15 protein-coding genes and 1 pseudogene are annotated in these 13,932 nt (G+C 72.9%); 9 read left to right on the top strand and 7 right to left on the bottom strand.

Annotated elements, in window-relative coordinates; genetic code table 11:
• Positions 1-6: 6 nt before the first annotated feature.
• Together AB0H12_RS23045 and AB0H12_RS23040 are read left to right on the top strand one after the other, a co-directional pair.
• A complete protein-coding gene (locus tag AB0H12_RS23045) occupies positions 7-834 on the top strand; it encodes a M55 family metallopeptidase (protein WP_499625087.1) in 828 nt (275 codons plus the stop codon).
• Positions 827-2,113, top strand: a complete 1,287-nt coding sequence (locus AB0H12_RS23040) for a M20/M25/M40 family metallo-hydrolase (RefSeq protein ID WP_499625085.1) — start codon at positions 827-829, stop codon at positions 2,111-2,113. The genes AB0H12_RS23045 and AB0H12_RS23040 overlap by 8 nt, the downstream gene beginning before the upstream one ends.
• 7 nt (positions 2,114-2,120) lie before the next feature.
• Here AB0H12_RS23040 and AB0H12_RS23035 read toward each other — a convergent pair whose 3' ends face one another.
• Positions 2,121-2,273: a hypothetical protein gene (locus AB0H12_RS23035; RefSeq protein WP_499625083.1), complete on the bottom strand. Its 153-nt coding sequence runs from the start codon at positions 2,271-2,273 to the stop codon at positions 2,121-2,123.
• Positions 2,274-2,601: 328 nt separating this feature from the next.
• Between AB0H12_RS23035 and AB0H12_RS23030 the strand changes: the two genes are divergently transcribed.
• On the top strand, positions 2,602-2,910 hold the full coding sequence (locus AB0H12_RS23030) for a hypothetical protein (protein WP_499625081.1): 309 nt from the start codon (positions 2,602-2,604) through the stop codon (positions 2,908-2,910).
• Here AB0H12_RS23030 and AB0H12_RS23025 read toward each other — a convergent pair.
• From AB0H12_RS23025 to AB0H12_RS23010, 4 genes are all read right to left on the bottom strand, one after another.
• A complete protein-coding gene (locus AB0H12_RS23025; RefSeq protein WP_499625079.1) occupies positions 2,891-3,316 on the bottom strand; it encodes a MarR family winged helix-turn-helix transcriptional regulator in 426 nt (141 codons plus the stop codon). The genes AB0H12_RS23030 and AB0H12_RS23025 overlap by 20 nt on opposite strands.
• Positions 3,317-3,438: 122 nt before the next feature.
• Complete coding sequence (locus AB0H12_RS23020) at positions 3,439-4,431, bottom strand: trypsin-like serine peptidase (RefSeq protein WP_499625078.1); 993 nt, start codon at positions 4,429-4,431, stop codon at positions 3,439-3,441.
• A gap of 152 nt (positions 4,432-4,583) precedes the next feature.
• Positions 4,584-5,216 carry an AAA family ATPase gene (locus AB0H12_RS23015; RefSeq protein WP_499625076.1) on the bottom strand — a complete coding sequence of 211 codons (633 nt, stop codon included), beginning with the start codon at positions 5,214-5,216 and terminating at the stop codon, positions 4,584-4,586.
• A 10-nt stretch (positions 5,217-5,226) separates the two neighbouring features.
• Positions 5,227-6,069, bottom strand: coding sequence for a helix-turn-helix domain-containing protein (locus AB0H12_RS23010; protein WP_499625075.1), 843 nt, complete (start codon positions 6,067-6,069; stop codon positions 5,227-5,229).
• 75 nt (positions 6,070-6,144) lie between these two features.
• On the opposite strand from AB0H12_RS23010, the gene AB0H12_RS23005 reads away from it, so the two are divergent.
• From AB0H12_RS23005 to AB0H12_RS22980, 6 genes and pseudogenes are all read left to right on the top strand, one after another.
• Positions 6,145-7,461 (top strand): DegT/DnrJ/EryC1/StrS family aminotransferase, encoded by a 1,317-nt coding sequence (locus AB0H12_RS23005; protein ID WP_499625073.1) that lies wholly within the window; start codon positions 6,145-6,147, stop codon positions 7,459-7,461.
• A 102-nt stretch (positions 7,462-7,563) separates the two neighbouring features.
• Positions 7,564-7,938 (top strand): annotated as a pseudogene (locus tag AB0H12_RS23000) (P-loop nucleotide/nucleoside kinase family protein); the annotation flags it as partial.
• Positions 7,939-7,967: 29 nt separating this feature from the next.
• A complete protein-coding gene (locus AB0H12_RS22995) occupies positions 7,968-9,023 on the top strand; it encodes a winged helix DNA-binding domain-containing protein (protein WP_499625071.1) in 1,056 nt (351 codons plus the stop codon).
• 30 nt (positions 9,024-9,053) lie between these two features.
• A complete protein-coding gene (locus tag AB0H12_RS22990) occupies positions 9,054-9,575 on the top strand; it encodes a TetR/AcrR family transcriptional regulator (RefSeq protein WP_499625070.1) in 522 nt (173 codons plus the stop codon).
• Positions 9,572-10,699, top strand: coding sequence for an FAD-dependent monooxygenase (locus AB0H12_RS22985; RefSeq protein ID WP_499625069.1), 1,128 nt, complete (start codon positions 9,572-9,574; stop codon positions 10,697-10,699). The genes AB0H12_RS22990 and AB0H12_RS22985 overlap by 4 nt, the downstream gene beginning before the upstream one ends.
• 46 nt (positions 10,700-10,745) lie before the next feature.
• Entirely contained in the window at positions 10,746-11,216 is a 471-nt protein-coding gene (locus tag AB0H12_RS22980) for a hypothetical protein (RefSeq protein ID WP_499625067.1), read from the top strand.
• Between the two features lie 6 nt (positions 11,217-11,222).
• On the opposite strand, the gene AB0H12_RS22975 is transcribed toward AB0H12_RS22980, so the two are convergent.
• Positions 11,223-12,401, bottom strand: a complete 1,179-nt coding sequence (locus AB0H12_RS22975; RefSeq protein ID WP_499625065.1) for a hypothetical protein — start codon at positions 12,399-12,401, stop codon at positions 11,223-11,225.
• A gap of 139 nt (positions 12,402-12,540) precedes the next feature.
• Positions 12,541-13,920 carry an aminotransferase family protein gene (locus tag AB0H12_RS22970; protein WP_499625064.1) on the bottom strand — a complete coding sequence of 460 codons (1,380 nt, stop codon included), beginning with the start codon at positions 13,918-13,920 and terminating at the stop codon, positions 12,541-12,543.
• Positions 13,921-13,932 lie beyond the last annotated feature (12 nt).

Here is a 13,932-nt window from a genome sequence, read left to right as displayed (position 1 = left end):
GAACGCATGCGGATCTTGATCTCGGCCGACATGGAAGGGGCGACGGGGGTCACCTGGACCGCCGACGTCGTCCCGCAGACCGAGCAGTGGCAGCGGTTCCGCCGGCTGTTCACCGGCGACGTCAACGCCTGCGTCGCGGGCGTCCACGCGGGCGGCGCGACCGACGTGCTCGTCAACGAGGCCCACTCCTCCCAGCGCAACCTCCTGCTGGAGGACCTCGACACCCGGGCACGGCTGCTCACCGGGCGGCACAAGCCGCTGTCGATGATGCAGGGCGTCGACTCCGGCGTGGACGGCGTGGTGTTCCTCGGCTACCACGCGGGCGCCGGCCAGGAGGGCGTCCTCGCGCACACCTACCTGGAGAACTCCATCACCGGCGTGTGGCTGGACGGCGTGCCCGCGAGCGAGGGCAGGCTCAACGCCGCGCTGGCCGCCGAGCACGGCGTCCCCGTGCTGCTCGTGACCGGTGACGACAAGGCGTGCGACGACGCCCGCGACTACGCGCCCGGCGCCGGACTCGTCGCCGTCAAGGAGTGCGTCAGCCGCTACGCCGCCGTCTGCTCACCCCCGCAGGTGACCTCCGAGCTGATCACCGAGGCCGCCCGCGCGGCCATGGGTCGCGCCGGACGGGGACCGGGCGCGGTCGCGCCGCACCGGGTCGAAGTGGAGTTCGACGCCACCCACCTGGCCGCCGCCGCGGCGGTGATCCCTACGGTGGAGCAGGTCGGAGCACTCCGGGTCGGGTTCGACGCCGCGTCCATGACCCTGGCGATGCAGGCGTTCAAGGTCGTCACCGCGATCGCGGCGGGGGCGTCGGAGGGGATTTATGGCTGAGGACGTCGTCGACCTGTGCGCCGCGCTGCTGCGCTTCGACACCACCAACCACGGCGGCGGCGAGTCCGCCGGCGAACGGGACGCCGCCGAGTTCGTCGCCGCCCACCTGGACGCCGTCGGCGTGCGGGCCACCGTGCTCGAACCCGCGCCACGCCGCGCCAACGTGCTGGCCCGCGTGCCCGGCGCCGAACCCGACCTGCCCGCGCTGCTCGTGCAGGCGCACCTGGACGTGGTGCCCGCCGACCCGGCCGAGTGGAGCGTGCCGCCGTTCGCCGGGATCCAGCGCGACGGCTACCTGTGGGGCCGCGGCGCGGTCGACATGAAGGACATGATCGCCATGGTGCTGGCCGTGCTGGGCGCCTGGTCCCGCGAAGGGCGGCGGCCGCGCCGCGACATCGTGCTCGCGTTCGTCGCGGACGAGGAGGACCGCGGCGAGTTCGGCGCGCACTGGCTGGTCGACCACCACGCCGACTTCTTCGCCGGCTGCGCCACCGCGATCGGCGAGTCCGGCGGCTACGCCCACCCCGTCGGAGGCCGGCGCGTCTACCCCATCGGCACGGCCGAGCGCGGCACCTCCCACCTGCGGCTCACCGCCACCGGGCGCGCCGGGCACGGCTCACGCCGCAACGACGACAACGCCGTGGCCACGCTCCTCGCCGCGCTCACCCGCGTCGCCGCCATCCGGCACCCCGTGCGGCTCACGCCCACCGTGCGGGCGTTCGTCGAACGGGTCGGCGCCGCGCTCGACGTGCCGGTGGACCTGTCCGACGTCGACGCCACCATCGCCCGGTTCGGCGCCGCCGCGAAGCTGGTCGAGAACACCGTCCGCAACAGCGTCACGCCCACCGTGCTGCGAGCCGGGTACAAGGTGAACGTCATCCCCGGCAGCGCCACCGCCGAACTCGACGTGCGCACCCTGCCCGGCGCCGTCGACGAGCTGCTGGCCTCGATCGACGTCGCACTCGGCCCGGACGTGCGGCGCGAGTTCATCGCCGACGAACCGCCCGTGCAGGCGCCGATCGACTCGCCGTGGTTCGACGCGATGGCCGCGGCGCTGCGCGCGGAGGACCCCGAGGCCGTGGTCGTGCCCTACTGCATGGGCGGCGGCACGGACGCCAAGGCGTTCAGCCGGCTGGGCATCGACTGCTACGGCTTCGCCCCGCTGTCGCTGCCGCCCGGCTACGACTACCGCGCCATGCCGCACGGCGTGGACGAGCGCGTGCCGGTGGAAGGGCTCCGCTTCGGCGCCCGCGTCCTCGACCGGTTCCTGTCCTCGTAACGCCCCTTCACGCGATCGGGTGCATCGGCGTCACCTCGTGCCAGAGCGGGGTGTTCGACCGACCCGGCGGCGACACCACGACCGACCGGACGACGACCACCCGACCCGCCGGCACCGGCTCCGGCGGCGGGACCACCACCCGCACGACGACCACCCCCACGACCACGACGTCATGACCACGCCGGCCGACCGGGACGCGCCCGGCAAGGGCTCCGACCAGCCCGACGCGGTGCACCGCGTCGGCGAGGCGCTGGCCAACGTCACCGTCCTCACCGGCCTGCTGGTGTACTTCGGCTGGCGGCGCAGCGACGTGCAGGCCCGTGAACTGGGCATCGACAGCTCCGTGCTGGGCATGACCACCACGGACCACGTGCTGTGCAGCGTCGGCCCGGTGTTCCTGCTGCTGGCGGTCGTCGTGGGGATCGCCCTGGTCTGCCGGTGGCTGGAACCCCGCGTCCGCGCGGCGGGCGCTGTCGGTGGTGCTGTCGGTGGTGCTGTCGCCGGCCTGGCTGATCCTGCCCGCCCTGACCGTGGCGCTCGGGCTGCTGTTCCCGATCACCAGCTTCTACGCGTTCCCGCTCGCGGTCGGCGGCGGGATCCTGTTGTCGCTGTACGCGAGCCGCCTGCGCCAGTTCGCCAAGGTCGGTGCCAAGTACTTCCTGGTCTCCGACGGCTGGACCCGTGACCGCGGCACCGTGGTCGTACTGGCCGACAACGACGACATCCGCGTCGAGCTGGGCCACGGCGAGCAGGCACACCCGCCGGGCTGCCCGCGCGCTACAGGTCCGGGTCGGTGATCTCGCGCAACCTGGCCAGCGCGTCGAGCAGCGCCACCATCCGCGGCCGGCCCAGGTGCGCGGTCCACTCCCGCTGCACCTCGGCGATCGCGGCCAGGCAGACCGGGATCGCCGCGCGCCCGCGTTCGGCCACCCGGATCAACCGGGCCCGCGCGTCGGTCGGATCCGGGCCGCGCTCCACGTAGCCAGCGCGTTCGAGCTGGTCGACCAGGAAACCGGCGGTCTGCTTGGTGATCCGGGCGGCCTCCGCGAGCTCCGTCAGCCGCGAACCGTCCCGGGCGATCCGGTGGAACACCCGCGCCTGCGCGGGCGTCACGTCGTCGAACCCCGCCTCCGCCAGGGCGGCGAACACCCGGTTCTCGAGCTCGCGGTGCGGTAAGTACAGCAACAAGCCGAGGTCGGGCACGTCACTCCTTGACATCGGTCAGAGAAGTTGATCACCCTATCGTGTCGTGCCCGCCGCGCGGTGCCGGTCGACGGTCTTCAGCGCGACGTCCGCCGACACCGCACGCGGTGGCGGTCAGGCGGTCACGGGAAGTCGGTGCGCGCCTTGCGGACGAGCCGGTTGAGGTCGGAGCCACCCGAGCACCAGTTCTCGGTGCCGGACAGGAACACCTCACCCGTCGCGGAGATGACGGCGACGACCTGCGTCTGGTCTCCCCACGTGCCGAACATCGGCGAGCCCGACTGCCGCTTCATGGCATCGGCGGTGGTGGTCATGGCCCGCCCCGAGCCGAGGTCGAACTCGTCCTCGTCCAGCGCCACCCGCTGCTGGAACGTGGGGATCAGGCCCTGACCGGCGCCCTGCGGGATGTCGGTCGCGTAGCCCATCGTGTCCCACAGGTGATCGTCGTCCCAGCCGCTGTCGTACTCCCTCGTGCCCAGGAAGCCGAACGCGTCGCCGAGGCGCTGCTCGGTCACCAGCACCGCGTAGTCCTCGTCGAGCGTGGTCGCGCCCACGTCACCGATCTGCGTGAACGCCATCGCGAACGTCGCGTGGGTGCGGGCGCGGAAGCCGTTCCCGTGGCGGTGGACCTCGATGGTCTCGGCCTGGTCGGTGGACCACTCGACCACGTGGCTGGCGGTGAGGACGTGGCGGGGACCGATGACGACCCCGGAACCCCGGGAGCCGAAGGCGGTCGTGATGAGGCAGACGCAGCCCCACGGGAAGGCGTGGTCGTTGTAGGTCCTGCGGTCGTCCGGGTGCCAGATGACCAGCGGCTCCAGCTCGGCCCCGCCGCGGTGGCGCACCCGCGGTGGCGGCGGCAGCTTGGCCTGTCGCGGTTTGCCCGCCGCCTCGACCCAGTCCGGGCGGTAGGACTCCACCGGGTCCGTGCCGATCCGGGTCCACGACTCCTGCGTCCGGTCGACGCGGCGGACCTCCCGGGTGTGCCGCGGTGGGCCCTCGAACAGCTCGCGGAACTCGTCCGGCGGCCGGGCATTCGCCCGCAGGCGGGGCCGGCGGACGAGGTCCTCCCAGCGCTCCGGGTACTCGGGTGATCCTCGCTGCGGCTCGTTCATCTCGGTGCTCCCTCTCGCGTCATTGCGGATGTAGATGAACTCGTCGCGGTCACCGGACGTGTATCAGCGACGACATAAAATGACACGAACGAGTGATGCCCTCCCCGACTGCGGGCACACCGCAGCCACCGACCGCGACGCTCCGCACACACCTAGTCGAACCGGATGTGCTTCACCGAAGTCCACGTGCGCCGCACCCGGCCGCGCAGCCTGCCGTCGGTGTTCGGCGCCAACGTGAGCCCGGCCGACGCGGCGACGCGGTCCGCCACCTGCTCCACCGTGAGGTGATCGGTCCACACGTGCTCGGCGAACTCCGGCTCGCGCAGCCGTTCCAGGCAGCGGTCCAACACCCGCAGCGCGAAGCTCTCCCGCCGCAGCGACGCCTCCCGGCCGAGCACGACCCGCGCCGCGCGCCCGAAGACGCGTTCCGACAGCCGCCGCACCACCGTCTCCCGCTCGGCCAACAACGCGAAGTGCCGCACGTCGTGGCCCCGGTCGCGCAACCCACCCACGACCTCGCGGAAGTACGCGGGCTCCACGACCGTCATCGGCACCACGATCACCCCGTCGTGCCCGCTCGCCGCCCGGTCCAGCACCTCGACCACGCCCCGCCGCCACGACGCCAGGTCCTGGAAGTCACCGCGCAACGGCCGCGGCGTCATCCGGTGCAGCGCGAACCCGACGTGCTCGGGATCGCTGAGGAAGCTGCCCGGCAGCCGCCGCCGGATCTCGTGCGCGGTCTGGGTCTTGCCGCCGCCGAACGGCCCGTTGATCCACAGGAGCACGACACCGACCTTACGGACGCCGCGCCAACCGGACGAGCTTGAGCGCCAGGTGCAGCTCCAGCCGGGCGCCGCCGTCGGCCAGGTCACGGCCGGTCAGCTCGGCGATCCGACCCAGCCGGTAGTACAGGCTGGTGCGGTGCAGGTGCAGGCGTTCCGCCGCGGCACGCACCTCGCAACCGCAGTCCAGGTACACCTCCAGCGTCCGCAGCAGCACGTCCGACAACCCCGCCACCACCTCGTCCGGCGACGCGCCCAGCAGCAGCCGGTACGCGCCGAGTTCGGACCACCGCACCCGGTCCGGCAGCGCCGGGTCCAGCCGCGCCAGCTCCGCCGCCGCCAACGCCTGCTGGTAGGCCGCGGCGGTCCGATCGGGCGGGTGCGGGTCGCTCACCCCGACGTGCCCCGGCAGGTCCGGCAGCGCCTCGGCGGCCGGCACCGTGCGCACCACCCGCGGCTCCAACGCCACCACCACCCGCACCGGCGTCCGCTCACCGGCCGGGACCTGCGCCGCCAACGCCGCCAACCGCTCACCCAGGTCCAGCTCCGGCACGTCGCCGAGCACCCACAGGTAGCCGACCAGCACCCCGTTGTGCCGCAACGGGAAACCCACCCGCTGCCCGAACCCCAACGCCGCGTTCCCCGGCACCCGCACCGGCCCCGTCGCGGTCGCCACGCCGTGCTGCTCCTGCCACGCCGCGACGTCCGCGGGCACCCGCCGGGCCAGGATCGCCCGCACCCGCGCCTGGTCCACGTCGTCGGTCTGGGCGCTGTGCGCGACCACCCGGCCCGCCACGTCGTCCACCGACACCCCGCGTCCCAGCACCCGGGACAGCTCGTCCAGCAGCTCCTGCATTCCGACAACTGTAGGAACAACTCCAGTCCCCGGACGGTCGCCCCACCCGACGCCCACGCCCTAGCGTGATCGATCGTGACGAACAGCAGGATCGCACCCTGGGCCTCACCGCAGGCGCAACGCAGGCTCGCCGAGGTCGAGGCCGCCGTCTCCACCGACCTGACCGCCGCCGGCGTCGCGGACGCCGTCCGCAAGGCCCTCGAAGCGCACGCCACGCAGGTCGACGACGACGGGATCGTGCTCTACGCGGGCACCAACGTGCTCAGCCCCACCGCCGCGGCGGCCGTGCGGGCCACCGTCTCCAGCCGGCCCAGCATGGGCTGGCCCGGCGAGAAGTACCAGGTCGGCCTCGACCACCTGGACACCCTCGAAGTCCTCGCGCCGATGCTCGTCGCGTCCCTCATGGAAGGCCGGTTCGCCGAGGTCCGGCTGCAGAGCGCCACCCTGGCCAACCTCGCCGTCTACACCGCGTTCGCCCGCGCCGGCGACAAGATCGCGGTGCTGCCCGAGTTCGCCGGCGGTCACGCCAGCCACCACGCGCAGGGCGTGCCGGCGATCCGCGGCCTCACCGTCGTCGACCTGCCCTACCTGCCCGACGAGCTCGACCTCGACTACGCGACGCTGCCCGGGTTCCTCCGGGTCCACCGGCCGCGGATCGTGGTGATCGGCGCGAGCCTGATGCTGTTCCCGCACGACGTCGCCGCGGTCCGGGCGGCGGCCGACGAGGTCGGCGCGATCCTCGTCTACGACGCCTCCCACATGGCCGGGCTCGTCGCGGGCAAGCAGTTCCAGCGGCCCCTGCACGAGGGCGCGCACCTGATGACGTTCTCCACCTACAAGTCGTTCGGCGGACCGTCCGGCGGCTGCGTCGTCACCCGCGACCCCGAGCTCGCCGAACGCGTCTCGAACGTCGCCTACCCCGGCATGCTCGCCAACTACGACGCCGGACGCCTCGGCGCGCTCGCCGTCACCGCCGCCGAACTGGCCGAACACGGCCCGGACTACGCGCGCGCGTGCATCGCCAACGCCCAAGCGCTCGGCGCGGCGCTGGCCGACAACGGCTTCGACGTCGCCCGCCACGACGGCGTCCACACCCGCTCCCACCACCTCGCGATCGACGCCCTCACCCTCGGCGGCGGTGACGCGGCGGCCGTGCTGCTCGGCGCGGCCGGCGTCTACCTCAGCGGCATCAGCCTGCCGTGGCAGCGCATCGACGAAGGGCTGCGCGGCCTGCGCATCGGCACCCAGGAGATCACCCGCCGCGGCTTCACCCCCGAACACCAGCCCGCCATCGCCGCCCTGATGCGCCGCGCCCTGATCGACCGCGAGGCACCCGAGCGGATCCGGTCGGACGCCATCGCGCTGCGCCGTGAGGTCAACCGGTCCACATGACCGGCCAGGCCGCCCGTCGATCCGGCTGCCTCGTCATCGTCTGCGGGCTTCCCGGCAGCGGAAAGACCACCCACGCGCGGCGGCCGGCCGCGGCACGGCGTCCGGCTCACACCCGACGAGTGGATGGCCGCGCTGGGCGTCGACCTCCGGGACGCCGCGATGCGCGAGCGCGTGGAAGCGCTCCAGTGGACGACGGCCCAGGACCTCCTGCGGGTCGGCGCGACCGCCATCATCGAGTGGGGGACGTGGGGCCGCGACGAACGCGACGCCCTGCGGGTGCAAGCACGGAAGCCGGGGGCGTCGGCGGAACTGGTGCACCTCGAGCTGCCGCCCGATGAGCTGCGGCGACGCATCCGGGCCCGGGGTGCGGAGGACCCACCGATCACGCGGTCCGACCTCGACACGTGGGTCCGCGCCTTCCAGTCGCCGGACGACGCGGAGATGCGCCTCTACGACCGCGGCTATCGAGGACCGTAATCGTCCTCGATAGCGCCTAGTGTCGTGTCGTGATCGAGAAGCTGACGACCCGGGCGTTGAACCGGGCGACCCTGCACCGGCAGCTGCTGCTGGACCGGGTGGACCGGACCGCGTGCGACGTGGTGGAGCACCTGGTCGGCATGCAGGCGCAGGAGCCGTTCTCGCCCTACTACGGCCTGTGGTCGCGGATCCGGTCGTTCCAGGCCGATGAGCTGGCGTCGCTGCTGCTCGACCGACGGGTCGTCCGGGCGTCGCTGCACCGTGCCACGATCCACCTGGTCACCGCCGCCGACCACGGCCGGTTCGAACCGCTGCTGCGGCCGTTCCTGCACCGTCGGTTCGCGTCCTCGCCGTTCGGGTTCGTGCTCGACGGGCTCGACCTCGAGGAGTTCGCCGAAGCCGTCACCGCGCTGCTCGACGAGCCGCGCACCCGGCGCGAGATCGGCGACCTGCTCGGCGCGCGGTGGACCGACCACGACGCCAACGCCCTGGGCTACGCGGGCAGCTTCCTGGTGCCGACCGTGCAGGCCACGCCACGCGCGGTCTGGGGCAGGTCCGGGGCGGCGAAGTGGACGACCGCGGCCCGGTGGCTCGGACCCGCCGGGCCCGCCGCGCCGATCGAGGAGTTCGTGCGCCGCTACCTCGTCGCGTTCGGCCCGGCCTCGGTGAAGGACGTGCAGACCTGGGCCGGCATGAGCCGCCTCAAGCCCGTGGTCGAGGCGATGGACCTGCGGGTCTTCACCGACGAACGCGGCCGGACGCTCTACGACGTGCCGGACGCGCCCCTGCCCGACCCCGACACGCCCGCGCCGGCGCGGTTCCTCCCCGAGTTCGACAACGTGCTGCTGGGCCACGACGACCGCACCCGCGTCATCTCCGACGAGGACTACCGGCGCGGGATCGTCATCGGCGGCAAGCCGACCCTGCTGGTGGACGGCTTCGTGCACGGCACCTGGAAGCAGGCCGCCGACGGGCTCGACATCGAGGTGTTCCGGCCGCTGACCCGCGCGCAGAAGGCCGACGTGGAGGCCGAAGGCGCCCGGCTGCTGGCGTTCGCGGGCGTGAGCGGCGACGTCCGACTCTAGGTTTGGACGATCGTCCAGTACGATCGTCCAATGACGGTTCGGGAACGGCTGCTGCACGCGGCCACGGAACTCATCGCCGAGAAGGGCTGGGGTGCGGTGAGCACCCGGATGCTCGCCGAACGCGCCGGCGTCGGATCCGGCGTCGTGCACTACCACTTCGACTCCACGCAGGCGGTGCTGGTGCAGGCCGCCGTCGGCGCGCTGCGATCCGCCGTGGACGGCCTCGCGTCGGTGCTGGAACGCGCTTCGACACCGTCGGACGCGTTGGCGCTGCTGCTGGGGGCATTGGACGGACACGGCGGGCAGGAGCTGTTCACCGAGACGTTCCTCGCCGCGACCCGCAACGACCAACTGCGACAGGCCGTCGCCGAGGTGCTGGTGGACTTCCGCCGCACGCTCGCCGCGTGGCTGGAGTCGCGCGACGTCCCGACACCGGCGGACACCGCCGCGGTGCTGGCGGCGGCCGTGGACGGCGTGCTGCTGCACCGCGCCCTGTCACCGGACCTGTCGGCGGAGGTCGTCGTGCCCGTGCTGGGCAGGGTGCTGCGATGAAGGTCCTGATCAGCGGGGCCGGGATCGCCGGACTGGCGCTCGCGCACCGGTTGGGGACGCTCGGGCACGAGGTCGTCGTGCTGGAGCAGGCCGCCGGGCCCCGCACGTCCGGGTACATGATCGACTTCTTCGGGCCGGGCTACGACGCGGCCGAGCGGATGGGCGTGCTGCCGCGCCTGCTCGACCTCGGCTACCGGGTGGAGGAGGCCGCGTACGTCGACGCGCGGGGGCGGCGGGTGGCGGGGCTGCGGTTCGACCGGATGGCACGGGCGGTGAACGGACGACTGGTGAGCGTCATGCGGCCGGACGTCGAGCGCGCGTTCCGCGAGGACCTGCCCGACGGGGTGACGCTGCGGTTCGGCGCCCGCGTGATCGGTGTCGAGGACGGCCCGACCGGGGTGGACGTGCGGCTCGCCGACGGGTCGACCGCGTCCGGTGACCTGCTGGTCGGCGCGGACGGCGTGCACTCGGCGGTGCGACGGCTCGTGTTCGGCGACGGGCACGTGCGGTACCTGGGGTTCCACACGGCGGCGTTCACGTTCGACGACCCGTCGGTGCACGAGCTGGTCGCCGGGCGGTTCTGCGTCACCGACACCGCGGGCCGCCAGGTCGGGTTCTACGGGTTGCGCGACGGACGGGTGGCGGCGTTCACCGTCCACCGGACGCCGGCACCGGACCTGCCCGCCGACCCGCGCGCGGAGGTCGTCCGGGTGTACGGGTCGCTGGGGTGGGTCGTGCCGCGGGCGTTGGACCGGTGCCCGGCGGACCTCTACTACGACCAGGTCGCCCAGGTGGAGCTGCCGAGGTGGTCGTCCGGGCGCGTGGTGCTGGTGGGTGACGCGTGCGGCGCGGTGTCGTTGCTGGCCGGGCAGGGCGCGTCGCTCGGGATCGGCGGGGCGTACGTGCTGTCCGAGCACCTGGACGACCTCGCCGCGTACGAACGCGCGTGGCGGCCGGTCGTGGCGGCGAAGCAGCAGGTGGCACGGTCGGGCGCGCGCTGGTTCCTACCCGCGTCGACGTGGCGGCTGCGGGCCCGTCGGGTGGCGATGAGGCTGTCCGGCCTACCCGGTGTCGACCGGGTGGTGGCGACGACCCTGGTGGGCAAACCGGTCACCCTCGGCTGAGCCGGAAGACCGGGACGACACCGCGACACCGCCCTACGATCGCGACATGACCGACATCCCGGAGACCGCGCCCGAGGTGACCCGGACCGGACGCCGGTCGGGGACGTCCGCGAAGGTCGTCGGCCTGCTGTCCGCCCTGGCCACGGCAGGCCTCGTCGGCTACGGGGTCGTGGTGAGCGGCTCCTGGTGGCTGTCCGTGATCATCGCCGTGTGCGGCGCGCTGGCGGTTCCGGTCGTCGTGGGCATGACCGCGTCCGTCGCCCACGACGCCGAGCGGACCGCCGCGCTGGAAGCGGCCGGGACGCGCGTCCGAGCGGACGTCGTCCGAGCCGAACGGGTCGAGCGGGCCGATGACGTGATCTACGAGATCGTCCTGCGCATCCCGCTGCCGGACGGCGCCACCTTCGACGTCGAGCACCGGTGCGGCCACTACTCCTGCGCCGCCACCCGGACGTCCGCGACCGGGCGGCCGGTGGTCGTGGACCCGACCACCCGCACCTGGGCCGTCATCCACTGACCCGCCTCAGGGTCGTTCCGCTCGCAGCGCGTCCAGTTCGGCTTGCAGTCGGTCGACCTGGGTTTCCGCGCGTTCGGCTCGGACGAGCGTCTGGGTGCGGGCTTCCTCCAGGGCGGCGAGGCGCTCGCGGACGGCGCGTTCGGCCTGGTCGAGTTGAGCGCGGTGGGTTTCGCGCTGGTCGGTCAGCTCGGCGCGTGCGCGGTCCAGTTCGGTGCGGGCGTCGTCGGCGGACTGTTCGGCGCGTTCGGCTTTGATCCGTGCCTCGTTCGCGGCGGCGGCTTCGGCGCGTGCGGCGGCTTGGGCCTGTTCGACGCTCGCCTTGGCGTCGGCGACGGCTTGGTCGACGCGGCTTCGCGCGTCCGCTCGTGCCTGCTCGACCTGGGTTCGCGCTTCGGCTTGGACGCGGTCGACCTGGGCCTGCGCGTCGTGTCGGGCTTGGTCGATCTGGGCTTGGGCGTCCGCGCGGACCTGCTCGACTTCCCGCACCGCTTGCCGCCGCGCCTGTTCGGCGTGGGTGACCGCGTCGGTCTTCGCCTGGTCGACCTGGGTCTGGGCGTCGCGTCGGATCTCGTCCACGGCTGCCGCGGCTTCCACGCGGATGGTGGCGATCTCGTCCTCGGCCCGTTGGACGGCGGCGGAGGCTTCGGCGCGTGCGGCGTCACGTTGGGCGTAGGCGGCTTCGGCGTCCTGTTCGGCTCGTTCGGCGGCGCGCACGGCGTCCTCGGTGGTCGCTTCGGCGGCCTGTCGGGCCTGTTCGGCGTCGCGCCGCCGCCGTTCCGCCTTCGCGACGGCGGCCTCCGCCTCGGCGACCCGCCGTGCGGCCTCGGCCTCGACCGCCTGCACCTGGCTTTCAGCCACGCTCGGGTCGGCGATGGCGGACAGCTCCGCCACGGCCCCGGTCAACGTCGTCGACAGCTGCTCGGTCAGCACCCGGAACCGCTCCAGCAGTTCCTCGGCCCTGATCTTGCCCGTGGTGATCCCCTGCGGGCCTTTCGTCACGGTGACGATCGCCTGCTCGTCCTCCGCCGTCTGGGCGAGCCGCTGCCGCTCTCGCCACGCCCGCCACCGGGTGTGTTCCGGCAGGTCGCAGTACTCGGCCGGCCGGCCCGGACCAGTGCCCCGGAACACCGGTCGTGCGCAGCCGGGGTAGTTGCAGGTCAGCGCGGAGGTCTCCGTCGTCGTCACAGCAATAGCGTAGCACTATTACGTTTGAGCGAACGTTATGGGATACAACGAAACGCTATTACGTGGAGAAATCCTGGCTTCCGATAAGTGAACCTTATCGGAAGCCAGGATTCGGGCGGTTGTCACCGTCCACCCCAGTTCACCCGGCGATGGCGCCGTCCGGGCGGAGGTTGGACACCACGTCGACCACCGCGGCGGTGGCGCGGGCCATCTCGGCTTCGCTGATCACCAACGGCGGGGCCAGGACCAGCATGGAGCCGTAGGGGCGGGCGATGACGCCGTGCCGCTTGCGGATCTCGAAGGCCACCTGCTCGACCGGTCCCCACGCCATCGGCTCGCGGGTGGTGCGGTCGGCGACGAGCTCCAGACCCCCCAGGGAGCCCACGATCCGCAGGTCGCCCACCGCGGGCAGGTCGACCGCGGACGCCAGGCCGGTGCGGGCCCAGTCGGCGATCAAGCCCGCCTTCGACAGCAGGTTCTCGCGCTCGATGATGTCGATCGTCGCCAGACCCACCGCGCAGGCCACCGGGTGGCCCTGGAAGGTGTAGCCGTGGAAGAAGCCGCCGGTGCTCAGCAGCGTCTCCGACACCTCGTCCGACATGACCGTCGCACCCAGCGGCACGTACCCGCCGGCGATGCCCTTGGCCAACGTGATCATGTCGGCCTGCATGCCCCGCCCCGGCGAGTCGAACCACGAGCCGATGCGGCCGTACCCGGTGACCACCTCGTCGGCGATCAGCAGGATGCCGTGCCGCGTCAGCAGCTCCCGCACCCGCGGCCAGTAGTCCGCGGGCGGTTCGAGCACGCCGCCGGCGGCCATCACCGGCTCGCCGATCATCGCGGCCACGTTGCCCGGGCCGAGGCGCTGGATCACCTGCTCCAGCTCGTCGATCAGGAAGTCGGTGGTGTCCCGGCCGCCGTAGAGGTCCGCGGCCCGGTAGGGGTAGGGCGGCGAGACCCGTTCGACGTGGGGCAGGTTCGGCCCCACCCCCACGTGCACGGGCGGGAAGCCGGTGGCCGTGCCGCTGCCGTAGGCGGTCCCGTGGAACGAGTAGTTGCGCGAGATGATCCACGTGCGGTCCGTGTCGCCTCGCCGGTGGTGGTAGAGCCGTGCGGCCTTGATCGCCGTCTCCACCGCCTCCGAGCCGCCGCTGGTGAAGAACACGCGGTTGAGGCCCTCGGGCGCCAGGTTCGCGATGCGGGACGCGAGCCTGATCGCCTTGTCGTTGGTGAACTCCAGCAGGCTGGTGAAGTACTCGATCTCGCCCATCTGCCGGGCGGCGACCTCACCGAGCTCACGGCGCCCGTGGCCGAGGTGCGAGTGCCACACGCCGCCGCCCGCGGCGTCCAGCATCTCGGTGCCCCTGGCGTCCCACACGGTGCAGCCCTGGCCGCGGACGATCACCACCCGGTCGGTGATGTCGCCCCGCTGCATGGAGCGGAACAGGTGCCTGCGGTCGAGATCTTCCAGTTCGGTCGCCATGTCGGTCGACGTCGGGACCTCGGGGGTAGCGGTCAACACTCCTCCTCA

It is taken from the genome of Actinosynnema sp. NPDC023794 (assembly GCF_040639675.1).
GTDB classification, from domain to species: Bacteria; Actinomycetota; Actinomycetes; order Mycobacteriales; family Pseudonocardiaceae; genus Actinosynnema; species Actinosynnema luteola.
This window is presented reverse-complemented; position numbering and strand designations above follow the sequence as displayed.

Excerpts from the sequence above, each read along its gene's own strand:
- AB0H12_RS23045 (WP_499625087.1), top strand. The coding sequence starts at position 7 with ATGCGGATCTTGATCTCGGCCGACATGGAAGGGGCGACGGGGGTCACC.
- AB0H12_RS23040 (WP_499625085.1), top strand. The coding sequence starts at position 827 with ATGGCTGAGGACGTCGTCGACCTGTGCGCCGCGCTGCTGCGCTTCGAC.
- AB0H12_RS23020 (WP_499625078.1), bottom strand. The coding sequence starts at position 4,431 with ATGAACGAGCCGCAGCGAGGATCACCCGAGTACCCGGAGCGCTGGGAG.
- AB0H12_RS23010 (WP_499625075.1), bottom strand. The coding sequence starts at position 6,069 with ATGCAGGAGCTGCTGGACGAGCTGTCCCGGGTGCTGGGACGCGGGGTG.
- AB0H12_RS22990 (WP_499625070.1), top strand. The coding sequence starts at position 9,054 with ATGACGGTTCGGGAACGGCTGCTGCACGCGGCCACGGAACTCATCGCC.
- AB0H12_RS22985 (WP_499625069.1), top strand. The coding sequence starts at position 9,572 with ATGAAGGTCCTGATCAGCGGGGCCGGGATCGCCGGACTGGCGCTCGCG.
- AB0H12_RS22980 (WP_499625067.1), top strand. The coding sequence starts at position 10,746 with ATGACCGACATCCCGGAGACCGCGCCCGAGGTGACCCGGACCGGACGC.